General features: G+C 51.4%; 28 protein-coding genes. 24 read left to right on the top strand and 4 right to left on the bottom strand.

Annotated elements, in window-relative coordinates; all coding sequences use genetic code 11:
• The first annotated feature begins 16 nt into the window (after positions 1 to 16).
• The 21 genes from plsX to DACE_RS06900 all read left to right on the top strand — a co-directional run bounded on the left by plsX (position 17) and on the right by DACE_RS06900 (position 17,205).
• Positions 17 to 1,054 (top strand): phosphate acyltransferase PlsX, encoded by a 1,038-nt coding sequence (plsX, locus tag DACE_RS07000; protein WP_040366530.1) that lies wholly within the window; start codon positions 17 to 19, stop codon positions 1,052 to 1,054.
• A gap of 27 nt (positions 1,055 to 1,081) precedes the next feature.
• Positions 1,082 to 2,062: a beta-ketoacyl-ACP synthase III gene (locus DACE_RS06995; RefSeq protein WP_005999718.1), complete on the top strand. Its 981-nt coding sequence runs from the start codon at positions 1,082 to 1,084 to the stop codon at positions 2,060 to 2,062.
• Between the two features lie 36 nt (positions 2,063 to 2,098).
• Complete coding sequence (fabD, locus tag DACE_RS06990) at positions 2,099 to 3,016, top strand: ACP S-malonyltransferase (RefSeq protein WP_005999715.1); 918 nt, start codon at positions 2,099 to 2,101, stop codon at positions 3,014 to 3,016.
• Positions 3,017 to 3,043: 27 nt separating this feature from the next.
• Positions 3,044 to 3,781 carry a 3-oxoacyl-[acyl-carrier-protein] reductase gene (fabG, locus tag DACE_RS06985; RefSeq protein WP_005999713.1) on the top strand — a complete coding sequence of 246 codons (738 nt, stop codon included), beginning with the start codon at positions 3,044 to 3,046 and terminating at the stop codon, positions 3,779 to 3,781.
• Between the two features lie 85 nt (positions 3,782 to 3,866).
• On the top strand, positions 3,867 to 4,100 hold the full coding sequence (gene acpP / locus DACE_RS06980; RefSeq protein WP_005999711.1) for an acyl carrier protein: 234 nt from the start codon (positions 3,867 to 3,869) through the stop codon (positions 4,098 to 4,100).
• Between the two features lie 250 nt (positions 4,101 to 4,350).
• Complete coding sequence (gene fabF / locus DACE_RS06975) at positions 4,351 to 5,583, top strand: beta-ketoacyl-ACP synthase II (RefSeq protein ID WP_005999709.1); 1,233 nt, start codon at positions 4,351 to 4,353, stop codon at positions 5,581 to 5,583.
• 9 nt (positions 5,584 to 5,592) lie between these two features.
• Entirely contained in the window at positions 5,593 to 6,045 is a 453-nt protein-coding gene (gene rpiB, locus DACE_RS06970) for a ribose 5-phosphate isomerase B (RefSeq protein ID WP_005999707.1), read from the top strand.
• Between the two features lie 77 nt (positions 6,046 to 6,122).
• Positions 6,123 to 7,370, top strand: a complete 1,248-nt coding sequence (gene glyA, locus DACE_RS06965) for a serine hydroxymethyltransferase (protein ID WP_005999706.1) — start codon at positions 6,123 to 6,125, stop codon at positions 7,368 to 7,370.
• Between the two features lie 10 nt (positions 7,371 to 7,380).
• Complete coding sequence (locus DACE_RS06960; protein WP_040366471.1) at positions 7,381 to 7,851, top strand: deoxycytidylate deaminase; 471 nt, start codon at positions 7,381 to 7,383, stop codon at positions 7,849 to 7,851.
• On the top strand, positions 7,852 to 8,328 hold the full coding sequence (gene nrdR / locus DACE_RS06955; RefSeq protein ID WP_005999702.1) for a transcriptional regulator NrdR: 477 nt from the start codon (positions 7,852 to 7,854) through the stop codon (positions 8,326 to 8,328).
• A 15-nt stretch (positions 8,329 to 8,343) separates the two neighbouring features.
• A complete protein-coding gene (ribD, locus tag DACE_RS06950) occupies positions 8,344 to 9,471 on the top strand; it encodes a bifunctional diaminohydroxyphosphoribosylaminopyrimidine deaminase/5-amino-6-(5-phosphoribosylamino)uracil reductase RibD (protein WP_272940863.1) in 1,128 nt (375 codons plus the stop codon).
• Positions 9,456 to 10,103: a riboflavin synthase gene (locus tag DACE_RS06945; protein WP_005999698.1), complete on the top strand. Its 648-nt coding sequence runs from the start codon at positions 9,456 to 9,458 to the stop codon at positions 10,101 to 10,103. Before ribD ends, DACE_RS06945 begins: the two co-directional genes overlap by 16 nt.
• Before the next feature lie 48 nt (positions 10,104 to 10,151).
• Positions 10,152 to 11,357 (top strand): bifunctional 3,4-dihydroxy-2-butanone-4-phosphate synthase/GTP cyclohydrolase II, encoded by a 1,206-nt coding sequence (locus DACE_RS06940; RefSeq protein WP_005999696.1) that lies wholly within the window; start codon positions 10,152 to 10,154, stop codon positions 11,355 to 11,357.
• Between the two features lie 103 nt (positions 11,358 to 11,460).
• Positions 11,461 to 11,928 carry a 6,7-dimethyl-8-ribityllumazine synthase gene (gene ribH, locus DACE_RS06935; protein ID WP_005999695.1) on the top strand — a complete coding sequence of 156 codons (468 nt, stop codon included), beginning with the start codon at positions 11,461 to 11,463 and terminating at the stop codon, positions 11,926 to 11,928.
• Positions 11,929 to 12,387, top strand: a complete 459-nt coding sequence (gene nusB, locus DACE_RS06930; RefSeq protein WP_005999692.1) for a transcription antitermination factor NusB — start codon at positions 11,929 to 11,931, stop codon at positions 12,385 to 12,387.
• A gap of 20 nt (positions 12,388 to 12,407) precedes the next feature.
• On the top strand, positions 12,408 to 13,718 hold the full coding sequence (locus DACE_RS06925) for a homoserine dehydrogenase (RefSeq protein WP_005999690.1): 1,311 nt from the start codon (positions 12,408 to 12,410) through the stop codon (positions 13,716 to 13,718).
• Between the two features lie 58 nt (positions 13,719 to 13,776).
• Complete coding sequence (locus tag DACE_RS06920) at positions 13,777 to 14,274, top strand: metallophosphoesterase family protein (RefSeq protein ID WP_005999688.1); 498 nt, start codon at positions 13,777 to 13,779, stop codon at positions 14,272 to 14,274.
• A gap of 112 nt (positions 14,275 to 14,386) precedes the next feature.
• A complete protein-coding gene (locus DACE_RS06915) occupies positions 14,387 to 14,938 on the top strand; it encodes a LapA family protein (protein ID WP_005999686.1) in 552 nt (183 codons plus the stop codon).
• Between the two features lie 24 nt (positions 14,939 to 14,962).
• Positions 14,963 to 15,577, top strand: coding sequence for a MotA/TolQ/ExbB proton channel family protein (locus tag DACE_RS06910; RefSeq protein ID WP_005999684.1), 615 nt, complete (start codon positions 14,963 to 14,965; stop codon positions 15,575 to 15,577).
• A gap of 78 nt (positions 15,578 to 15,655) precedes the next feature.
• Entirely contained in the window at positions 15,656 to 16,069 is a 414-nt protein-coding gene (locus DACE_RS06905; protein ID WP_005999682.1) for an ExbD/TolR family protein, read from the top strand.
• A 47-nt stretch (positions 16,070 to 16,116) separates the two neighbouring features.
• The gene (locus tag DACE_RS06900; protein ID WP_005999680.1) at positions 16,117 to 17,205 is read left to right on the top strand and encodes a 6-phosphofructokinase; all 1,089 of its coding nucleotides are present in this window, start codon (positions 16,117 to 16,119) and stop codon (positions 17,203 to 17,205) included.
• On the opposite strand, the gene DACE_RS06895 is transcribed toward DACE_RS06900, so the two are convergent.
• The gene (locus DACE_RS06895) at positions 17,189 to 18,148 is read right to left on the bottom strand and encodes a cation diffusion facilitator family transporter (protein WP_162013592.1); all 960 of its coding nucleotides are present in this window, start codon (positions 18,146 to 18,148) and stop codon (positions 17,189 to 17,191) included. The genes DACE_RS06900 and DACE_RS06895 overlap by 17 nt on opposite strands.
• Positions 18,149 to 18,153: 5 nt before the next feature.
• Positions 18,154 to 18,648, bottom strand: coding sequence for a hypothetical protein (locus DACE_RS06890; protein WP_005999675.1), 495 nt, complete (start codon positions 18,646 to 18,648; stop codon positions 18,154 to 18,156).
• Positions 18,649 to 18,809: 161 nt separating this feature from the next.
• On the opposite strand from DACE_RS06890, the gene DACE_RS06885 reads away from it, so the two are divergent.
• From DACE_RS06885 to DACE_RS06875, 3 genes are read left to right on the top strand one after another with little or no spacing between them, the layout of a single operon-like run.
• The gene (locus DACE_RS06885) at positions 18,810 to 18,986 is read left to right on the top strand and encodes a DNA gyrase inhibitor YacG (protein ID WP_005999673.1); all 177 of its coding nucleotides are present in this window, start codon (positions 18,810 to 18,812) and stop codon (positions 18,984 to 18,986) included.
• A 33-nt stretch (positions 18,987 to 19,019) separates the two neighbouring features.
• Entirely contained in the window at positions 19,020 to 19,391 is a 372-nt protein-coding gene (gene queD / locus DACE_RS06880) for a 6-carboxytetrahydropterin synthase QueD (RefSeq protein ID WP_005999671.1), read from the top strand.
• Positions 19,369 to 20,124 carry a 7-carboxy-7-deazaguanine synthase QueE gene (locus DACE_RS06875; protein ID WP_005999669.1) on the top strand — a complete coding sequence of 252 codons (756 nt, stop codon included), beginning with the start codon at positions 19,369 to 19,371 and terminating at the stop codon, positions 20,122 to 20,124. Before queD ends, DACE_RS06875 begins: the two co-directional genes overlap by 23 nt.
• Before the next feature lie 420 nt (positions 20,125 to 20,544).
• On the opposite strand, the gene coaD is transcribed toward DACE_RS06875, so the two are convergent.
• Positions 20,545 to 21,036 (bottom strand): pantetheine-phosphate adenylyltransferase, encoded by a 492-nt coding sequence (coaD, locus tag DACE_RS06870; protein WP_005999667.1) that lies wholly within the window; start codon positions 21,034 to 21,036, stop codon positions 20,545 to 20,547.
• Positions 21,033 to 21,602, bottom strand: coding sequence for a 16S rRNA (guanine(966)-N(2))-methyltransferase RsmD (rsmD, locus tag DACE_RS06865; protein WP_005999665.1), 570 nt, complete (start codon positions 21,600 to 21,602; stop codon positions 21,033 to 21,035). The genes coaD and rsmD overlap by 4 nt, the downstream gene beginning before the upstream one ends.
• Between the last annotated feature and the right edge of the window lie 12 nt (positions 21,603 to 21,614).

Here is a 21,614-nt window from a genome sequence, read left to right as displayed (position 1 = left end):
TGAATAGATGAAATCAATCGTGATTGCGGTTGACGCTATGGGTGGCGACAATGCTCCGGCTGTTGAAGTCGAGGGCGCTGTCGCTGCGGCTCGCAAATGGGGCATGGCGATTGTTCTGGTCGGCGATAAAGTGCGGATCGGGCAGGCATTGGCAAATCACGATGTGACGGGTCTGGATATCCGGATCCATCATGCCTCTGAAATTGTCACGATGGACGATTCCGCTTCCGATGCAGTTCGGAAGAAAAAGGATTCGTCTATTCGTGTTTCTTTCGACCTAGTGAAGCAGGGCCAAGCTCAAGCTGTGGTCAGTGCCGGCAATTCTGGCGCTACGATGGCTGCCGGGATGTTTGTTACTAAGCGCATCAACGGCATTGAGCGTCCGGCAATTGCGACCATTGTTCCCAATCTCAAGGGGCAGTCTCTGGTTCTTGATGTTGGTGGGAATGTCGATTGTAAACCTGTTCATTTAGAGCATTTCGCGATTATGGGTCATGTCTATGTTCGTCAGATCATGGGCAAAGCCAAACCTCGGGTGGGATTACTTTCCAATGGTTCCGAAGAGAAAAAAGGCAACGAACTGACGCGCGAAACGCATCGACTGCTCAAACAGCTTGATCTTAACTATATTGGTTACGTTGAGGGGCGTGACGTTTATAGTGGTGATGTTGATGTGGTTGTTTGTGACGGATTTGTCGGTAACGTGGTTTTGAAAGTCTCGGAAGGACTCGCCGAAGCCATCGGTACGATGTTGCGTCAGGAACTGAAATCGCGTTTCTGGGCACGCATCGGATATTTGCTGTCGCGTCCGGCATTTCAGGCGTTTAAGAAAAAAATCGATTATGCCGAGTATGGTGGTGCGCCGCTGTTGGGCATTCGTGGTACCGGGATTATTTGCCACGGTGGTTCCAATGTGAAAGCGATGACCAATGCCATTGGCCAGGCTGCTGACAGTGTTCAGAAGGCCGTCAATGATACGTTGGTCGAACAGCTTCATGAGCTGAGCAATCAACCAGACGCAGCTGCAGTGGTAGCAGTTGCCGGCACTAAGTAATTTCGTGGTTTCAAGGGGGAAATGCCAGTGAAAAAAGCACGTATTATCGGAACAGGCTCCTATCGGCCTGAAAAGGTTTTGACCAACTTTGATCTCGAAAAGATGGTTGATACCAATAACGAATGGATCACGGCTCGCACTGGTATCAAAGAGCGACGAATTGCTGCAGATCATGAAATGACTTCGGATCTGGCTGTGAATGCCGCGCGTAAAGCGTTGGAGATGGCAGAAACAAAACCCGAAGAGATTGATCTGGTTATTGTCGGCACGATTACCGGCGATTATCCCTGGCCTTCAACCGCATGTCTGGTTCAGGATAAGCTCGGTGCCGTTAATGCTGCGGCCTGGGATGTTTCAGCCGCCTGCAGCGGTTTTGTCTACGCTTTGGCATCCGCAACACAGTATCTTGAAAGCGGCCATTCCAAAAAAGCCCTGGTGATCGGTGCCGAAGTTCTCAGTCGTATTATTGATTGGGAAGACCGCAATACCTGTATCCTTTTTGGTGATGGTGCTGGTGCCGTTGTTCTTGAGGCTCAGGAAGGGGAGCAGGGCGTTCTGTCGACCCATCTGCATTCTGACGGCTCCTATTGGGAACTGCTTTATCAGCCTGGTTTTGGTGCCCGTCATCCAGCCAGCGTTTCCGGTATTGAACAGCGTCTGCCGTTCCTTCGCATGGCAGGGAATGAAGTCTTCAAGGTCGCTGTCCGCTCACTTTATGATGTTGCGATTGAAGCTCTTGATGCGAACCAGATGACGGCTAAAGATGTTGATCTGCTGTTTCCCCATCAAGCCAACCGTCGCATTCTTGATGCGGTGAAAAAGCGCCTGAAGCTCAACGATGACCAGATGTATGTGAACGTTGATATGTGTGGCAACACCTCCGGAGCATCCATTCCTCTGGCTCTTGATGAGGCGAATCGCAACGGACAGCTTAACGAAGGTGATGTTCTGCTTTTTGATGCTTTTGGTGGCGGCTTTACTTGGGGCGCGGCATTGGTGCGCTGGTAGTTTACTGCCCATAAAGTAAAACGGATAAAGGTTAAGATGATGCTAGCATTTATTTTTCCCGGTCAGGGAGCTCAACACGCTGGAATGGGTAAGGAATTGAGTGAAAACTTTTCCGTTGCCCGTGAGGTGTTTGAGGAAGCCAATGACGCACTGGGTTTCGATCTGGCTAAAATGTGTTATGAAGGACCGGAAGAGGATCTGAAATTGACGGCTAATACGCAGCCGGCGATTTTAACCATGAGTGTTGCAGCGTTACGTGTGTTGCAGCAGGAGAGTGATCTGCAGGCTGATTTTGTTGCTGGGCATTCACTTGGCGAATATTCGGCTCTGGTTGCATCGGGCGGCATGACGTTTGCCGATGCCGTTTGTACTGTGCGGCAACGTGGAACATTTATGCAACAGGCTGTTCCTGTCGGCGAAGGTGCCATGGCTGCGGTTTTGGGTGTCGATGGCGAAACCCTGGAAAAAATCTGTGCTGAAGCTGCGGGTGACCAGATTGTGTCGCCGGCGAATTTTAACAGCCCTGGACAGATTGTTATCGCCGGTCATACGGCAGCTGTTGAACGGGCCATTGAACTGGCCAAGGAGAACGGCGCTAAAAAGGCCATGCCACTGCCGGTCAGTGCACCGTTCCATTGCGCGTTGATGAAACCGGCTGGTGAGCAACTCGCTGGTGTTCTTGATGCGGTAACACTGTCGGCTCTGGCGATTCCAGTGGTCACAAATGTTGAAGCCTCGGCCAATAGTGATATGGCGCGTGTCAAGTCGTTGCTGGTCTCTCAAGTGAGTGCTCCGGTGCGCTGGGACGAATCTGTACGCTATATGGTTGAGCAGGGTGTTGAGCGTTTCATCGAGATTGGTCCGGGCAAAGTGTTGTGTGGTCTGATCAAGCGTATTGAGCGCCGCATGCCTGTGGCTAATGTTGAAAACTTGGCGTCCCTTAAGGCGCTGTAGGTAAACGGACCCGGCAAGGAGAGATTCATGCTTAAAGATCGCGTGGCCATTGTCACCGGCGCTTCACGAGGAATTGGCCGTTGTATCGCCCAGTACCTGGCTCGTCAGGGAGCACGTATTGTCGCAGTCAGTCGCAAACAGCAGGATACGGAAGCACTGGTCGCGGAAATCAAAGATCAGGGCGGTGACGCCATCAGCGTTGCGGCGGATGTTGCCGTTGAGGGCGATGTGACCGCTATGATCGACGCGGCACAGGAAGCGTTTGGTCAGATTGATATTCTGGTCAACAATGCCGGGATCACTCGTGATACACTGCTGGCGCGTATGAAGGAAGACGATTGGGATGCGGTGATGAACATTAATCTCAAAGGCGCTTTTTTGTGCACCCGTGCTGCAGCTAAGGTCATGAACAAACAGCGCTACGGGCGTATTATTAACGTGACATCGGTCGTCGGTCAGATGGGTAACATTGGTCAGGCCAACTATTGTGCCAGTAAGGGTGGTTTGATGGGACTGACCCGTTCCAATGCCCGTGAGTTGGCGCGGCGCAATGTTACGGTTAATGCCGTAGCACCGGGATTTATCGAAACAGATATGACAGCAGAGTTGCCGGAGAAGGTGCGGACCGATATGGCTGCCCAGATCCCCTTGGGCCGTTTTGGTGCACCGGAGGATGTTGCAGCAGCGGTGGCCTTTCTGGCTTCCGAACAGGCCGGTTACATCACCGGCCATGAGCTGTCTGTTAATGGCGGAATGTATATGTAATCACATTGGCCGGATCGGATTGTCTCCGTGTCTGGCACTGAACACATCAGCTTAGGCTGTTACCACACATCATGGAGGTAAAATCATGGCTTCAATCGAGGAAAGAGTACAAAAAATTGTTGCTGAGCAACTGGGTGTTGAAGAAGATCAAGTGACTCCCGAAGCTTCTTTTATGGACGATCTCGGTGCGGATTCTCTGGACACCGTTGAGCTGGTTATGGCTCTGGAAGAAGAATTCGATATTGAAATCTCTGACGAAGACGCAGAGAAAATTCAAACCGTTAAGGACGCTATCTCTTACGTTAGCAATAACTCCTGATTGGTTGATGCGGTTCAGGGGAGGTGCAGATTGTGTCTGCCCTCCCTTTACCATTTAAACGGTTTTTCCAGCGTCTCAGCGTGATTTCAGACGACAGCCGTCTCTGTCGTGTGAAATCGTTCTGAGTGTTTTGTTTTTTCAGGACGCAGGATTTTAGTTCAACGTATTCTTTTACACGAACGGATTCGGCACATGTCCTTGTCGAAGATCTGACTGTTAACTTTTAAAATTCAGAGTAAAGGACGTAATCATGCGTAGAGTAGTTGTGACAGGTGTTGGTGCAGTTTCTTCACTGGGCACTGGAGTGGATAAAAACTGGTCGGCACTGACCGAGGGGCAATCCGGAATTGATTTGATTACACGTTTTGATGCGTCGGACCTTCCTGCCCAGATTGCCGGTGAGGTCAAAGACTTTGAGCCCACGGATTTCATCGATAAAAAAGAGGTCAAGAAAATGGACCTCTTCATTCAATATGCCTTGGCGGCAGCCGATATGGCGATGAGCGATTCCGGGCTGGAGATTACCGACGAGAATGCTGAGCGTGTCGGTGTACTGGTAGGCTCGGGTCTTGGTGGCCTTCCAGCAATTGAAAAATATCATGATGTGCTGAATAAAAGCGGTTACAAACGCGTTTCACCGTTTTTTATTCCTATGCTGATCATCAATCTGGCTCCGGGACAAATTTCTATCCGCTTTGGTGCAAAGGGACCTAATGTTTCTTCGGTCAGCGCGTGCGCCACGGGAACTCATTCCATTGGTGATGCCTATCACATGATCAAACGTGGTGATGCCGATGCTATGATCGCTGGTGGTAGTGAATCGACGATTACTCCGCTGGGAGTTTCCGGCTTCTGTGTCATGAAAGCCTTGTCAACACGCAATGATGATCCGAAAGCGGCAAGTCGCCCGTTTGACAAAGATCGTGATGGTTTTGTCATGGCCGAAGGCGCCGGTATCGTTATTCTTGAGGAATATGAGTCGGCGGTAAAGCGCGGTGCAAAAATTTATGGTGAGCTGTGTGGATATGGCTTGACGTCTGATGCGCATCACCTGACGGCTCCAGCGCCAGAAGGCGAGGGTGCTGCACGCTGTATGAAAATGGCTATGAACGGTGCTGGTGTGAATGCTGAAGAGATCGATTACATTAACGCTCATGGTACATCGACTCCGTTTAATGACATGTTTGAAACCATGGCCATCAAGACTGCTTTGGGTGATCATGCGAAATCGGTGATGGTCAGCTCGACCAAGAGTATGACAGGTCATGGCCTTGGTGCTGCTGGGGCACTGGAAGCTGTTTACTGCCTGAAGGCCATGGAAACCGGGATTGTTCCGCCGACGATCAACCTGCAAAATCCCTCGGAAGAGTGTGATCTTGACTATGTGCCCAACACGGCGCGTCAGGCAGATGTGAAAGTGGCCATGTCCAACTCTCTGGGCTTCGGTGGAACCAACGCCACCTTGCTGTTTAAAAAAATCTAAGGAGCAACCATGCTACTGATTGCCAGTGATCATGGAGGACTGGAACTCAAGCAGATTCTGGTCGATTATCTCAAACAGCAGGGCGTCGATGTGAAAGATCTTGGTGTTCACGCCGAAGATTCTGTTGATTACCCTGACTATGCCGCGCTCGTCGCCGAGCCGATCTCCAAACAGGAAGCTGATCAGGGGATTCTGGTCTGCGGAACCGGAATCGGCATGTCGATCGCAGCCAACAAATTCCCGGGTGTACGTGCTGCATTGGCCCATGACGAATTTACGGCGCAGATGGCCCGTGAACACAACAATGCCAATATCCTCGTCCTTGGTGGTCGTGTTCTCGACCCTGAGCTCGCTTGTCGGATGGTTTCTGTCTGGTACGATGGTGCCTATGAAGGTGGCCGCCACCAAAACCGACTGAATAAAATCATTCAGCTCGAACGCCACTGCGACGCCGACGCATAACAAATCAGTCAAGTCATGGGTAGGCCGGGCCTGCCCATGGCTTTTTCTTTAAGTCATCAAGAACCACGGAGGTTGATGTGAAGTCTCTCGCCCAATTTGATCCTGAAATCGCTCAGACCATCCAGGAAGAAACAGAGCGTCAAGAATATAATCTCGAATTTATTGCTTCGGAAAACTTTGTCAGTGAGTGCGTGCTGGAAGCCCAGGGCTCCATCATGACCAACAAGTATGCCGAAGGTTACCCTGGTAAGCGTTATTATGGCGGTTGTGAAGTTGTCGACGTTGCCGAGCAACTGGCCATTGACCGCGCCAAGCAATTATTTGGTGCCGATCATGCCAATGTTCAGCCCCATTCCGGCTCCCAGGCCAACATGGCAGTCTACTTTTCCGCCTGTCAACCGGGAGATACCGTTCTGGGCATGAACCTGGCACATGGTGGTCATCTGACCCACGGCTCTCCAGTGAACTTCTCCGGTAAACTGTACAATATTGTGCCCTACGGTGTTAAGAAAGAGACCGGTACCATTGATTACAATGAAGTTGAATCTCTGGCGATGGAACACAAACCGAAACTGATTGTTGTTGGTGCCAGTGCTTATCCGCGTACCATTGATTTTGAAGCCTTCCGTCAAATTGCGGATAAAGTTGGCGCTCCGGTGATGGTCGATATGGCCCATATTGCCGGACTCGTCGCTGCCGGTGAGCACCCCAGCCCGGTTCCCCATGCTGAATTTGTTACTACAACGACGCATAAAACTCTCCGTGGTCCACGTGGCGGCATGATTCTGTGTCGTGATGAGTTTGCCAAGAAGGTGAACAGCAATATCTTTCCCGGCAGTCAGGGGGGGCCGCTGATGCACGTGATCGCCGCCAAAGCGGTTGCCTTTAAAGAAGCGTTGGACGCCGATTTTAAAACCTATGCTCAGCAGGTTGTCCTCAATGCTAAAGCTTTGGCAGCCGGTTTGCTGGAGCGTGGTTATAATCTTGTTTCCGGCGGTACCGATAACCATTTGATTCTCGTTGATCTCAGCGGGACCGAAACCACCGGTAAGATGGCTGAAGAAGCGTTGGAAAAAGCCGGAATTACGGTGAACAAGAATGCCGTGCCGTTTGACACCCGTTCACCGTTTGTCACCAGTGGTTTCCGCATCGGGACTCCGGCAACCACCACGCGTGGCCTTAAAGAAGCGGAAATGGGTAAAGTGGCTGACTGGATCGACCGCGCCTTGACCAACATTGACAATGAAGACGCTCTGACTGCGATTCGCGGTGAAGTTAAGGAGTTGTGTCAGCAGTTTCCTCTTTATGCCCATCGTCTGAAATAGGCTGGATATCATGACTCGTCCGTCGTGGGAAGACTATTTTATGGACATTGCCCGCCTTGTGGCCAGCCGATCGACCTGTTTGCGTCGTCAGGTTGGTGCGGTGATTGTCAAAGATAAAAATGTTCTTACCACCGGATATAACGGCACCCCGTCCGGGGTGCGCCACTGTCAGGAAACCGGGTGCCTGCGGGAAAAAATGCAGGTACCCTCCGGACAGCGCCATGAGTTGTGTCGCGGGTTGCATGCTGAACAGAATGCGATTATTCAGGCGGCTAAACACGGGGTCAACATTAGTGGTGGGACGCTCTATTGTACCAATGCTCCGTGTGTGATCTGTGCCAAGATGCTTATCAATGCCGGGTTGAGTCGCATTGTTTATCTCGACGGTTATCCCGATGACCTGGCTGAGGAGCTGCTTTTGGAATCGGGCATAGAAGTTCTTGAACATGTTTCATCGACCGATCAACCTTGCGAGGGCTAGATGAAATGTCCATTTTGTTCCTGTATTGATACGCGTGTTGTTGATTCCCGCCTGGCAAAGGAAGGAAACAGTATCCGGCGTCGGCGTGAATGCGCTGAATGCAATCGACGGTTCACTACCTACGAGCGGGTTGAAGATATCTTGCCGTTGGTGGTAAAAAAGGATGGTCGACGAGAACCGTTTGATCGCCTAAAAATTATCTCCGGTATGCAGCGGGCATGTGAAAAACGGCCAGTATCCATTGCGACGATTGAAAAAATTGTCGATCAGATGGAGATGGAGTTTCAAGAGTGTCCTGAGCGGGAAATCCCAGCGAGCCGTGTTGGTGAAGCGGTGATGAAGGCCTTGCACGATCTGGATGAAGTCGCCTACGTTCGCTTCGCTTCGGTGTATCGTCAGTTTAAAGATATCAATGAATTCATGCAGGAGCTGAAGGATATTCTCGGCAACCAGCATGACCTCCATAGCGACTCCTGAAAGTTCAAGTAATCTGTGAAGACTCAGGCTGAAACTCACGAACAATTCATGCAAATTGCATTGGATCTCGCACGTAAGGCGTTGGGGCGAACGACCCCCAATCCTCCTGTTGGAGCCGTCATTGTCCGTGATGGTCAGGTGGTTGGTCGTGGCTTCCATCCCAAAGCCGGTGAGCCGCATGCTGAAGTCTTTGCCCTGCGTGATGCCGCGGATCAAGCCCGTGGTGCCGATGCCTATGTGACCCTTGAGCCCTGTTCCCATCATGGTCGTACCCCTCCTTGTTGTGAGGCCTTGATTGCTGCCGGTGTCAGCCGTGTTTTTGTCGGGCTGATCGATCCCAACCCTCAAGTCAGTGGACAGGGTGTCGAGCGTCTGCGTGCTGCCGGTGTTGAAGTAGAAGTGGGGGTTCTCGAAACACAGTGCCGCCGCCTCATTGCTCCTTTTATTAAACACATGATCAGTGGTCGTCCTCTGTTTATTCTCAAGTCCGCTCTGACCTTGGATGGTCGGACCGCGACGCGTACCGGCCACTCTCAATGGATCACCAGCGCGCGCAGTCGTGAGCATGTCCATCGCTTGCGTGATCAGGTGGATGCGATTATGGTTGGTAGTGGCACGGCCTTACGCGACAATCCGCGTCTGACAACCCGACTCACCCCGCCCGGTCACGATCCTATCCGTATTGTTGTTGACTCGCGGTTGCAATTGCCTGAAACGTCGCACCTGATCAACCATCAGTCGGCATCGCCAACCTGGGTGGTCACTGTGGCGCAGGCCGATCCTGCTAAGATCAAAGCGTTGCAGGTGCATGCGGGCGTCGAGGTGATGACTGTTGCCGCAACCTCAGCCGGACAGGTTGACTTGCCTGCCTTGGCTGACATGCTCGGCCAGCGCGATATCCAATCGGTCCTGGTTGAAGGTGGCAGTGTTTTGAACCAGAGCTTATTTTCAGCGGGTTTGATTGATCGGGTGATGGTCTATATGGCTCCGAAGTTACTTGGCGGCAACGATGGCTTCGGTCTGTTTACCGGCCAGGGCGTTGATCATTTGGATGATGCTCTGCAGTTGCGTGATTTCCGTGTTACCTGTCTTGGCGACGATGTTTTGTTGGAAGGGGAGGTGTGTTCATGTTCACCGGATTAATTGAAGATATCGGCACCGTCAGAGAATTGCGCCATGGGGCTTCCAGTGTTCAGCTGACGGTGGCCACGACCCTTCCTATGGACGAGATTGCTTTGGGCGACAGCATTGCCGTTAATGGCATTTGCCTGACGGTGATCCGCTACGGCAGCGGTGTTTTTGTTGCCGATGTCTCTCCTGAAACACTTGAATGCACTAACCTTGGCGCTGTTTCACCCGGTTCGCAGGTGAATCTCGAACGTGCATTACAGCTCAGTGATCGACTTGGAGGCCATCTGGTCAGCGGCCATGTTGATGATGTGGCTACTGTGGTTGAGCGACGCCGGGATGGTAACGCCATCCGTTTTACCTTTCGCCTTGCCGCACACACGTTGCGTTATGTGGTAGCAAAAGGATCGATTACTATTGATGGCATCAGTTTGACGGTTAATGAGGTAACGGAAGAGACCTTCTCAGTGGCAATTATTCCGCACAGCCTGGAGAAAACGACGCTGAAAAATGTACAAGTGGGTGGACGAGTCAACATCGAAACGGATATCATCGCTCGATATGTTGAGAAACTTCTTGGTCAGGGGTCTGCAACGCAGGATGGTTCCCTGACGTTGGAGCATCTGGCCCGTAACGGGTTCATGTAAGGCGGTCATGGACCGCATGGATGTGTCATACTGCGAAAGGAGCACATTGTGCCTATAGCAAAAATTGAAGCGGCGCTTGAAGATATTCGCCAAGGGAAAATGGTTATCCTCGTTGATGATGAAGATCGGGAAAATGAGGGTGATTTGACCATGGCGGCGGAAATGGTGACGGATGAAGCGATCAACTTTATGGCCAAAGAAGGGCGTGGTTTGATCTGCCTGTCTTTGACCGAAGAGCGCGCTGATCATCTTGATCTGCCTTTGATGGTGACGGAAAACAGTTCCTCGTTCGGCACGGCTTTTACGGTATCCATTGAAGCCCGCAAAGGGGTTTCCACCGGTATTTCCGCAGCGGATCGTGCCCAGACCATTCGTGTTGCCATTGACGAAAATTCAACGGCGCACGATCTGGCCCGTCCCGGTCATGTGTTTCCTCTCCGGGCGCGTAAAGGTGGTGTGCTGGTACGTACCGGTCAGACGGAAGGTTCTGTGGACCTGGCGCGTCTGGCGGGATTAAAACCGGCCGGTGTTATCTGCGAAATCATGAATGACGACGGCACCATGGCGCGTATGCCGCAACTGAAAGTGTTTGCCGAGCAACATGACCTGCGTATTGTCACTGTCGCTGATCTGGTCGAGTATCGGATGCGTAAAGAGTTGCTGGTGCGCCGTGCGGCGGAAACGGCTCTGCCCACCTGCTTTGGCGGTGATTTTCAGGCCATTGTTTATGAAAATGATGTTGATAATGCTCAGCACGTTGCCTTGATTAAAGGGGAAATCAAGGAGGATACGCCGGTTCTGGTCCGGGTTCACTCCGAATGCCTTACTGGCGATGTGTTTGGCTCGATGCGTTGCGACTGCGGTCAGCAGTTGCAAGCGGCCATGGCGCAGATTGAAGAGGCCGGCAGCGGCGTGGTGGTGTATATGCGTCAGGAAGGCCGTGGCATCGGTCTGGTCAACAAGCTGAAAGCTTACGCACTACAGGATTGTGGCCACGATACTGTCGAAGCCAATGAAGCCCTAGGTTTTAAAGCGGATTTGCGCGATTATGGCATTGGTGCTCAGATTCTTGCTGACCTCGGGGTCCGCAAGATCAAACTGATGACCAACAACCCGAAAAAAATTGTCGGCCTTCAGGGCTATGGCCTCGAAGTGGTGGAGCGGGTGAAGATTGAAATGCCGGCCAATCGCGTTAACCAGCGTTATTTGCTGACCAAAAAAGAGAAAATGGGCCATTTGCTGGAAAACCTGTAAATAGAGTGTGTTGTCAAAAGGTCCAGATGGCTTTTTTGCAACAACCTTCATAAACCAATCGGCTGACCAGAGTTGGCCAGTGACTTAAATTGGGAGTGTAATCATGGCAAATCAATTAGCAGGACAACTGGATGCCAGCGGCCAGAAAGTCGCAATCGTTGTTGCTCGTTTTAACAGCTTTATTTGCGAACGGCTTGTCGAAGGCGCTATCGATGCCATTGTTCGTCACGGCGGCAGTGATGAAGCTATTACCATTGCCCGTGTGCCGGGCGCGTTTGAAATTCCCATTGTCGCGCAAAAAATGGCGGCTTGCGGCAAGTACGATGCTGTGATCTGTCTGGGTGCTGTCATCCGTGGCGCGACCCCGCACTTTGATTATGTCAGCAATGAGGTGACCAAAGGTGTTGCTTCGGTCAGTCTGGCGACCGGTGTTCCGATTGCCTTCGGCGTTTTGACCACCGACACCATCGAGCAGGCGGTTGAGCGTGCTGGGACAAAAGCCGGTAACAAAGGCTTTGAAGCGGCAGTAACCGCCATTGAAATGATCAACCTTTTGAAAAGTATTGATTAAATGGCCAAGGGAACACGACGTAACGGGCGTGAGTATGCGCTGAAGATATTGTATAGCCTCTATGATCAAGATGCGCCGCTGGATGAGGTGCTCAGTGATTTTTGGGGGAATTTTCGCTTCAGCAATGATGTGTTGGGTGAACCGGAAGAGCCGCAATCGCCGCTGTCCGATGATGTGATTTTTTTCTCAGAGCAACTGGTGAAGGGGGTCTACGAACACCTCGAAGAGATTGATGCCATGTTGCTGGACACATCAAAGAACTGGGCGCTGGATCGTATGCCGCGCCTGGATTTGTCACTGATGCGCATGGCGTGCTACGAACTGATATATGTCGATAAAACGCCGACCAACGTTGTCATCAATGAAGCGATTGAGATTGCTAAACGCTATGGCACCAAAGATACGCCAGCGTTTCTCAATGGTGTGCTCGATCGTATTGCCAAACGGGCACGGTCTTAATTTTGTAATTGGGGAGATTCATGAAAGAAATAAAAGTCGGATTGCTAGGGTTTGGAACCATTGGAACCGGTGTTGTAAAAGTTATTCAACAGAATGCTGAAGTGATCTCACAGCGTTTGGGCACCAAACTGACCTTGGCGGCTATTGCCGATCGCGATATTACCACTGATCGTGGTGTCGTTCTTGAGCCCGGTGTTCTAACTGATGATGCCGACCATGTTCTGACCAATCCGGACATTGATGTCGTGATTGAGCTGATCGGCGGCTATGAGCCGGCGCGCACCTTTGTGTTAAAAGCCCTGGAAAACGGTAAACATGTGGTGACGGCGAATAAAGCATTGCTGGCCCTGTATGGTCAGGAGCTGATGCTCGCAGCAGAAAAAAACAATGTCAGCCTGCTGTTTGAAGCGGCTGTAGGTGGTGGCATTCCGATCCTCTCCTCCATTCGGGAGAACCTGTGTGCCAACCAATTCAGTGATGTGTTTGGCATTCTTAATGGGACCTGTAATTATATCCTCACCCGCATGACCGAAAATGGCGAAGATTTTTCTGATGTTCTGGCGGATGCTCAGGAACTGGGCTATGCCGAAGCAGACCCGACCTTCGATATTGAGGGGATTGATACCGCCCATAAATTGTCGATTCTCATGACCATGTGCTTCGGCACCTGGGTTGATTTCGATTCGATCTACACCGAAGGGATCACCCGTATTACGGCCCTGGATATTCAGTATGCACGTCAGTTTGGTTACCAGATTAAATTGCTGGCGATTGGCAAACAAGAGGATGGTGTGGTTGAAGCACGCGTGCATCCAACCATGATTCCGGACACGTATTCACTGGCCGAAGTGCGCGGTGTGCTGAATGCCGTGCGCTTGATCGGTGATTTTGTCGGCCCGGTGACTCAGGTTGGCAGCGGGGCCGGTATGGATGCTACCGCGAGTGCCGTTCTCGGTGATGTCATGAGTCTGTCGCGTCAGATGTTGGGTGAAAGCAGCTTCCTGCCGCCAGCACTCAACTACCTGACTAAAAACATTACGACTTTGCCGGTTCGAGCGATGGAGGATATCACCAGCCCGTATTATGTTCGCGTGATGGTGGAAGATCGCCCCGGTGTGTTGGCTAAAATTGCTGCAACGCTTGGTGAGTATAACATCAGCATCTCCTCAATGATCCAACCTGAACGGGAGCTGGGAGGGTGTGTTCCCATTGTGCTGATGACCCATGATGCTGTGGAAAGTGATGTGCGTGCGGCCTTGGAGAAGATTGATCAGCTTGATATCTGCCGCGAAGCCAGTCTGTTTATCCGTATTGAGAATGACTTGGCCTAACCAACCCTTTAAAAAAGGCGCCCTTGTGGCGCCTTTTTTTGTCACCTGAATTACGCTCATGAAAAAGATAGCCGTACTTTCCGATACGCATTTCAATACGCTATCCGAGGCAACCGCTTTGGTGGAGCATTTGCTGACAAGTTGTTTTTCCTCAGTGGATGCCGTCATTCACGCCGGAGATCTTGTACATCCGGAGTTGGGGCTGTTGTTTGACGGACTGCCTTTTTATAGTGTTCAGGGCAATATGGACTGTAGTCAACCAGGTGTTCCGTTACAGCGTATTCTGACTATTGAATCGTGGCGCATTGGCGTCGTTCATGGTTGGGGACCGAAGGATGATCTTGAACAACGGATGCTGGAGCATTTTGCTCCGGCTCATCTTGATTGTCTGATTTATGGTCACAGTCATCATCCGATCTGTCACCGGGTCGGGGGGATACTTGTGGTCAATCCGGGCAGTGCGGCGGATCGACGCAGTGAACCCTGGCATTCCGTTGCACTGCTTCATGTCGGCGAAACCCTTGAAGCCGAAATTATCAATATTGACGCTTTGTAGGAAATCGTCTAACGTCAACGGGGATTGTGCTTCGTCAATGGTTGATGTCGCGTACAGTGTGATTTGAAGCGATCATTTTAAGATTCGATATAGTTTGGGGGGGAATTGTGCAATGAAGTTTGTCAAACTTTTCTTGGCTCTGGTGGGCTTGGCTCTGGTTTTTATCTTTTGTAAAGACAACGATACAAAAGTTGTCATTAGTTTCCTTGATTATCAATCGCCCGAGATCTATCTTTTTTTGCTGATCATGACCACGTTTGTACTCGGTATGATCGCTGCCTCGTTTGCGAACACCATTAAAATTATCCAGCTCAAGCGCCAGCTCAAGCAGTTGCAGCCAGAGAGTGTGGAACAAGAGAAGCAAAGCAAGCCTGAGAAGAAAAAGGATCGTAAAGCCCGTAAGCAGGAGAAAGAGACCAAACCTGTAGCTTCTGAGCCCGAAACCGTGGTTGAACAAGTACCAGCTGAGGTTGATAAGACGCCTGCAGCTTCGGTTGTCGACGAGGTGAGTGACGCTGTTTACGAGGAACCCGCTGCCGAACCTGCCGCCGAGAAATCCGCTGAGGAGGAAACGCCGGAAGTGATCGAATTGCCTCAGGGTCCGGTGGATGAGCCGCAACCGGAGACAGCGGCGAAAGACGAATCGCAACCAAAACACTCTTAACTGTTAACCAACAAGGACCTCCAGATGCTGGAAATTTTCCAAAAAGGTGGTCCTCTGATGTATCCGATCCTGTTCTGCTCGGTGCTGGCTTTAGCCATCTTTCTTGAACGGATCTGGGTGTACAGAGGTCTGATCAAACAATCCACACGCTTAAGAGACGAGGTCGAACTTCTGGTGCGCAATGAACACATTGCCGATGCTCTGGCAATCTGTCGTGAACGGCGGACAATTCTTGCACCTATCTATGTTGTTGCCCTCAATGCTGCCGGTCGCAGCCGGGATCAGATCAAGACGTTGGTGGAAGAGGTCGGAGAACGCTATAGCGTGACCTTGGACCGCTATCTTGGCTTATTGGGAACCATCGCCACGATCACCCCATTACTCGGATTGCTCGGCACGGTTCTCGGTATGATCCGCGCGTTTACCCAATTGGCGGTTCAGGGGGTTGGTACCCCGGCAACGCTTGGCGGTGGTATCTCCGAGGCTCTGATCACCACGGCGACGGGTTTGTCTGTTGCCATTCCGACCATCCTCCTGCACAAATATTTGACCAGCCGGTCCGATAATATTGCCCATCAGTTGGAGATCCATGCCCTGGACTTGGTCGACCTTTTAGCTCATGATTCCAAGCGCTCCTGATCGGCTGTTAAAAAGCCCACGAATGAGATATTTTCAACATACTGCAAATGTATAAATCCCATCGGACAAGGACACGTCATGGCGTTTAAACGAAAAGAGCGGGACGAAGTTCGTGTTGAATTGACCTCCATGGTCGATGTGGTTTTTTTGCTGCTGATTTTCTTCATGATTTCCACCACCTTTGTCGATTCCACTGGAATTGATATCAACTTACCCCAAGCCGGCAGTCAAAAAATCGATAAACAGCCGGAAGAGGTTAACGTCTATTTGGAAAAGTCGGGGTTGATTCATCTCGAAGATCGATTAGTCTCTATGGAGGATCTCCGATCCCATTTGGCTGGCTATGGTGACCGTGCGGCAGAAACCACGTTTATCCTTCTGGCCGATAAACAGGCTCAGCATGGTAAAGTGGTGCAGTTGATGGATGCTGCTCAGAGCGCCGGTTTTGCTAAATTGGCCATTGCCACAGAGCCTGAAATAAAGAAACGTTGATCGGCAGGGAGACACCTGTCTCTTTGTGATCTATACCAGGAGGGTGAATGAAAACCATTGCAGTGTTGACTGGAGGGGGCGATTGTCCGGGGTTGAACGCGGTTATCCGCGGTGTTGTTCGCAGTGCTGTCGGGACTCACGGTTGGCGGGTGATCGGCATTGAAGACGGCTTTGATGGACTATTATCGGGAATCAAGACGCGTGAGCTGGATCTTAAAGCGGTTCGAGGTATTTTGCAATTGGGTGGAACCATTCTTGGTACCAGTAACCATGGTAACCCCTTGCATTATCCTGTGATGGAGGATGGTGAAGTCCACTGGATGGATGTTTCATCCCAGGTGGTGGAGCATTTCAACAGTATCGGTGCGGATGCTCTGATTGCCGTTGGCGGCGATGGTACGCTGAAAATTGCTCAACGGTTGTACGAGCTAGGGATGAACGTGGTCGGCATTCCCAAAACCATTGATAATGATCTCAAAGCCACGGATGTGACCTTTGGCTATAATACTGCTGTCGGAGTTGTCACCGAAGCTCTTGATCGTCTCCATACCACAGCTGAGAGTCATCACCGGGTTATGGTCGTCGAAGTGATGGGGCGTGATGCCGGCTGGATTGCTCTGGAATCGGGTATTTCCGGTGGTGCCGATGTCATTCTTCTTCCTGAAATTCCCTTTTCCATCGAAAAAGTCTGTGCTGCGATCCGCCGACGCCGTGAACGGGGTGGACGTTTTTCCATCGTGGTCGTTGCTGAAGGTGCCAGTGCCCTTGACGGTGAGCAAGTGGTTCAAGAATCTGCGAACAACCGTCGCGGTGGGGTGGATCGTCTTGGTGGCATCGGCGAACAGGTGGCTGGACAGATTACCCAGTGTCTTGATATGGAAGTGCGGACCGTCGTTCTAGGGCATCTCCAGCGTGGTGGAACGCCTTCGCCGTTTGATCGCATTCTTGGCACCCGTTTTGGGGTGAAAGCGGTTGATCTGATTGCAGATGGGGATTTTGGGAAAATGGTTGCGCTGCGTGGTCGTTCCGTCGTATCAACCACCCTGGCTGAAGCTGTTGGCTCACTGAATCTGGTGCCGGCGCACGGTGAAATGGTTCAGGCCGCCGAGAAACTGGGGATCATGCTGGGTCGTTAGACGAGGACTCCACCGGCTGTGCTGCCCGGTGTTGCTTGGCCTCACACGGTGTGTTGCAAGCAGTGCAGTTGCGACACTGCTCGCATTCCGTCGGCTCGAGGTGAATCGTGATATCAGCGTTGGGGATCTGCTGCTGGATATCCTTCTCAACACTGTCAGCAATGGCATGGGCCTCCTGAATGGTTTTGAAACGACAGAAGGTCAGATGGAAATCAATTAATCGCTTGGTTCCGCTGCGGCGGGACCGCAGGTGATGATAGCCCGTCACATCACTGCGGTGTTGCTCAATGCACTGTGAAATTTTTTCCAATTGTTCCGCAGGTAACCCGGCATCGAGGAATTCATCCAGGCACGGACGAAACAATCCGTACGCTGCTTTGAGTACATAGACTCCAACGCCCACCGACAATGCCGGATCCAGCCACTGCCAGCCCAGTGTGTTGACAGCCAACAATCCCACTAGCAGGACCAGGTTGCTATAGACGTCGGTTGCATAATGGAGTGAATCAGCTTGCAATGCCGAAGATTCTGTCTGTTTTCCCACCCGTTTCAGGTAGCGACTCAAAATCCATGAGACAAAAACACTCAGCGCCAGAACACCAATGCCATAATCGATGTGGGTCAGTGTCACTCCTTGTCTGAGGCGGTGGATGGATTCGTAGAGGATGTATCCCCCCGAAATGCCGACCAGGACGCTTTGCAGAAACGTGGCAGCGGTTTCGTATTTGCCGTGACCATAGGGGTGGGTATCGTCGGCCGGTTTGTGGGCCTGCTTTAGGGCAAAAAAATTGCCCAGTGACATGAGAATGTCCAAAAGGGAATCTGCGGCAGAGGACAACAGAGCCATCGAACCGGTGATGATGCCGGTGGCCAGTTTAATAATGGCCAGAAATGTGGCGGTAATAATTGCCAGACGAGCTGCTGAGAGGCGTTTCTGTTCCATGATGATTATGCTGTACTGGCGCACTCGGGCAGAGGACAGTCTTGACACCATTGCGGATAGCCGGTGTCACCGTTAATGTCCCAGAACGATTCAATGCGGCGACGGTAAAAATCGATATCTGTGGCGTATGTTTTGATCTTTTCAAGTGTCGTGTCGTCGATTTTTCCCTGTTGATGCAGATAGGTATAAAAAATGGCCACGCCTTGAAGGGCCTGGGTTATCTCCTTGAGGTTGGGTTCCAGGGTTTTGATGATATACCAGTGTCCGGCAAACTGACGAATACGCACCGGGGAGATGGAAAACAGGTTTTCACGGCAGGCGCCGATGATAAATTCGCGCAAGAAATAATCCGCACCATGGGCCAGTTGTCCGGCATCCAGAGGTTCGATGCCTTCATTGAGCAGATTGGCGTGAAATTGCTTGAGCAGCGCCGCGCAGCGATGGTCCACGGCGATTTCGCTTTCAAGGGAATCAATGTTAAAACTGTTTGTGTCGATCATGAAGCGATTTCTCCTGAAAAAATTTTCGGGATTGTAACATGAACCTATGAGCTCGCGGGGCATAATTGGACCGTGAATTGAAAAAAGGTTACATTTGTTTTGAGATTGTATAGTATTCAACCCCACTTAATCGAAGCGAATTTTCAAAAAAGGAGTGCCACGTGGACGTACCGTGCCCTCAGTGTAAAAAAAAGACCCCGTGGGAAGATAATCCATGGCGACCGTTTTGTTCTGAACGGTGTCGTCTGGTGGATCTGGGCTGTTGGGTGGATGAAGATTACCGCATTGCCGGTGATCCGGCCCCTGTGACCGATGATGAGTCGGACTATAATGTATAACCTTTGATTTCAAACGGATTGCTGGAGAATTTTATGTATCATCTTAAGATTTGTACCCACTTTGCCGCAGCCCACAATCTGATCAATTACGATGGTGATTGTGAAAATCTGCATGGTCATAACTGGAAAGTTGAAGTGACGGTTCGTGCCAAAGAGCTGGATGAGTCGGGACTCGGTATCGATTTCAAGATCCTTAAAGCACGCACCAAAGAGCTGCTTGCCACGTTGGACCACAAATATCTTAATGATTTACCTCCGTTCAAGGAGACAAGTCCCTCTTCAGAGAACATTGGCCGTTATCTGTTTGAAGCTCTCGAAGAGACACTGAATACAGACAATGTTCAAGTGGAATGTGTGAACGTCTGGGAATCGGATAACGCTTGTGCCAGTTACAGCCGTGACTGATCTGCCTGTTGTTGAGTTGTTCTCGTCCATTCAGGGCGAAGGTCCTCTGGTTGGTTGCCGTCAGGTGTTTCTGCGGCTGGCAGGGTGTAATCTGGATTGTGCGTATTGTGATACGGATTTTCAGCCGAGCAAATGCGCCCGTATTGAGACCCAACCGGGAAGCGAACAGTTCCTGTACTGGGAGAATCCTCTGGAGAGCACACGCTTATTGGCCCATTTGAGTACGTGGAAACACCAGCAGCCGCATCTTCATCACTCGCTGTCATTGACCGGTGGTGAACCGCTACTTCATGCTGAAGCGCTTAAGGCATGGTTACCACAACTCAGCACACTGTTTCCGATTCAACTTGAAACTAACGGCACGCTGCCGCAGGCCCTGCAATTGGTGATAGATCAGGTTGAATGGGTCGTCATGGATATCAAACTTGAATCGCAGACCGGTGAGCCAACACCTTGGGCTCAGCATGGTGAGTTTCTGCGCGTGGCTGTGAAGCGTTCCTGCTGTGTCAAGTTGGTGGTGGGGCCGGGAACATCTGAAAGTGAATTGGTTCAGGCCGCTCAGTTGGTCAGAGACAATGCCCCTGACTCAGAGGTGTTCCTCCAACCGTGCACTGTTGCAGGGCAGTGCTCACTCAATGGGCGCATTCTGCTGCAGTGGCAGGCGCTGATTGCTGAGCAGGGGGTACGTGTGCGCGTTGTGCCGCAGACCCACTGTTTCTTGGCGGTTCTTTAGGTTTGGCTAACCGTTCAGTGTTGGAACGCTGTTTAGCTTTAGCGGCGAGACCCGGCGACCTTGACTTTGACCTTAAGCATTTGTGGTTCATCATAGTGAACCCATCGCTCAGGTGAACTTCATCCGTACTCGTTGCATGGTGCCCACGTGACGCGGGCTGCCGCGCTCGCACGGTCTGGCCACTTTTGCATCGACAAAAGTGGCGCATAATCGACTCCCGTCATTGCACCCTATCGGGTTTCCTCTCTCTAGTCACTTCCGCCGCGATGTCGGCAAAAACTCGGTCTGTTTGCAACGGCCCTCAAACAGATTGCCGACGACCATCACGGCTTCAGTTCCCTGCGTTCGGCGCTGCTGAACGGGAGGGCTCTGGTGGCAGATTTGAAAATTGGTGCTTCGGCAGGAATGGCCGGCATTGCGCTATTCTTCAGCTTTAGGAAACTTCTCTGCCAGTTTCTTTAAGACAGCCTCCGGCACAAATTCACTGATCGGGCCATTTAAAGAGGCCATCTCCTTGACGATGGATGAGCTCAAATAGCCATAGCGCACTGAGGTCATCATGAACATGGTTTCCACTTCCTTCTGTACCGTATGATTCATCTGGGCCAGCTGGAATTCGTATTCGAAGTCGGAAACCGCGCGCAAACCACGCAGGATAACGCGTGCTCCTTTGCGCATCACATAGTCAATCAATAAACCGTCAATCGTGTCGACAATGATCCGAGGGTTGTCACCGACGACATCGCGAATCATGTCGACCCGTTCTTCAACAGAAAACAGCCCTTTTTTAGAGGAATTTTTGGCGACGGCAACAATGATCGTGTCAAAAGCATGCAAGCCGCGTTGTATGATGTCCAAGTGGCCGTTGGTGATTGGATCAAACGAACCCGGGTAGACTGCGGTGCGGTTCATGGCGTCTCCTTGTTCGAGGTGTGGGCAAAAAGGTGCAGGGCGGTGGAACCATAGGTTTTCAGGTCAATGCGCTGATAGCGCCCCAGGACCTGTTGTACCTCTGTTGCTTTGTCTTCTTCAGCACAGATCAGGCCGTGCGGCTTTAAAAGATCCAGTTGGCTGATTTTGGTGATGGTGGTATCAACAAGCCCTTTACGGTAGGGTGGATCAAGAAAAATCAGGTCAAATTTTCCTCGGAGTTTGTCCAGAGCACGTTCAACCGGCAGCGCAATAAGCTGGCAGCGTTGCGCCATCGCGCAATGCGCACTGTTGGTGTGGATGAGTTTTTGCGCCTGACGGCCTGAGTCAACAAAACAGCCATGGGCTGCGCCTCGGCTCAAAGCTTCCAGTCCTAAAGCTCCGGTGCCGGCAAACAGATCAAGGACCTCCATGCCGTCAAATGAACCCAAACGGCTGGTCAGGCTGCTGAATAACGCCTCGCGAACACGATCACTGGTCGGTCGGATCTCTATGCCTTGAACGCTGGCCAGTTGTTTGCCGCGGGCCTGGCCGCTGATGATACGCACAGTCAACTCCCG

The organism is Desulfuromonas acetoxidans DSM 684 (assembly GCF_000167355.1).
Classification (GTDB): domain Bacteria; phylum Desulfobacterota; class Desulfuromonadia; order Desulfuromonadales; family Desulfuromonadaceae; genus Desulfuromonas; species Desulfuromonas acetoxidans.
Note: the sequence above shows the minus strand (reverse complement) of the source record. Positions and strands in the feature narration are given on the sequence as shown.

Excerpts from the sequence above, each read along its gene's own strand:
- rpiB (WP_005999707.1), top strand. The coding sequence starts at position 5,593 with ATGCTACTGATTGCCAGTGATCATGGAGGACTGGAACTCAAGCAGATT.
- nusB (WP_005999692.1), top strand. The coding sequence starts at position 11,929 with ATGGCCAAGGGAACACGACGTAACGGGCGTGAGTATGCGCTGAAGATA.
- coaD (WP_005999667.1), bottom strand. The coding sequence starts at position 21,036 with ATGAACCGCACCGCAGTCTACCCGGGTTCGTTTGATCCAATCACCAAC.
- queD (WP_005999671.1), top strand. The coding sequence starts at position 19,020 with ATGTATCATCTTAAGATTTGTACCCACTTTGCCGCAGCCCACAATCTG.
- DACE_RS06945 (WP_005999698.1), top strand. The coding sequence starts at position 9,456 with ATGTTCACCGGATTAATTGAAGATATCGGCACCGTCAGAGAATTGCGC.
- DACE_RS06895 (WP_162013592.1), bottom strand. The coding sequence starts at position 18,148 with ATGGAACAGAAACGCCTCTCAGCAGCTCGTCTGGCAATTATTACCGCC.
- acpP (WP_005999711.1), top strand. The coding sequence starts at position 3,867 with ATGGCTTCAATCGAGGAAAGAGTACAAAAAATTGTTGCTGAGCAACTG.
- nrdR (WP_005999702.1), top strand. The coding sequence starts at position 7,852 with ATGAAATGTCCATTTTGTTCCTGTATTGATACGCGTGTTGTTGATTCC.
- fabG (WP_005999713.1), top strand. The coding sequence starts at position 3,044 with ATGCTTAAAGATCGCGTGGCCATTGTCACCGGCGCTTCACGAGGAATT.
- DACE_RS06920 (WP_005999688.1), top strand. The coding sequence starts at position 13,777 with ATGAAAAAGATAGCCGTACTTTCCGATACGCATTTCAATACGCTATCC.
- fabD (WP_005999715.1), top strand. The coding sequence starts at position 2,099 with ATGATGCTAGCATTTATTTTTCCCGGTCAGGGAGCTCAACACGCTGGA.
- DACE_RS06925 (WP_005999690.1), top strand. The coding sequence starts at position 12,408 with ATGAAAGAAATAAAAGTCGGATTGCTAGGGTTTGGAACCATTGGAACC.
- DACE_RS06890 (WP_005999675.1), bottom strand. The coding sequence starts at position 18,648 with ATGATCGACACAAACAGTTTTAACATTGATTCCCTTGAAAGCGAAATC.
- fabF (WP_005999709.1), top strand. The coding sequence starts at position 4,351 with ATGCGTAGAGTAGTTGTGACAGGTGTTGGTGCAGTTTCTTCACTGGGC.
- ribH (WP_005999695.1), top strand. The coding sequence starts at position 11,461 with ATGGCAAATCAATTAGCAGGACAACTGGATGCCAGCGGCCAGAAAGTC.
- DACE_RS06900 (WP_005999680.1), top strand. The coding sequence starts at position 16,117 with ATGAAAACCATTGCAGTGTTGACTGGAGGGGGCGATTGTCCGGGGTTG.
- DACE_RS06960 (WP_040366471.1), top strand. The coding sequence starts at position 7,381 with ATGACTCGTCCGTCGTGGGAAGACTATTTTATGGACATTGCCCGCCTT.
- DACE_RS06910 (WP_005999684.1), top strand. The coding sequence starts at position 14,963 with ATGCTGGAAATTTTCCAAAAAGGTGGTCCTCTGATGTATCCGATCCTG.
- DACE_RS06915 (WP_005999686.1), top strand. The coding sequence starts at position 14,387 with ATGAAGTTTGTCAAACTTTTCTTGGCTCTGGTGGGCTTGGCTCTGGTT.
- DACE_RS06905 (WP_005999682.1), top strand. The coding sequence starts at position 15,656 with ATGGCGTTTAAACGAAAAGAGCGGGACGAAGTTCGTGTTGAATTGACC.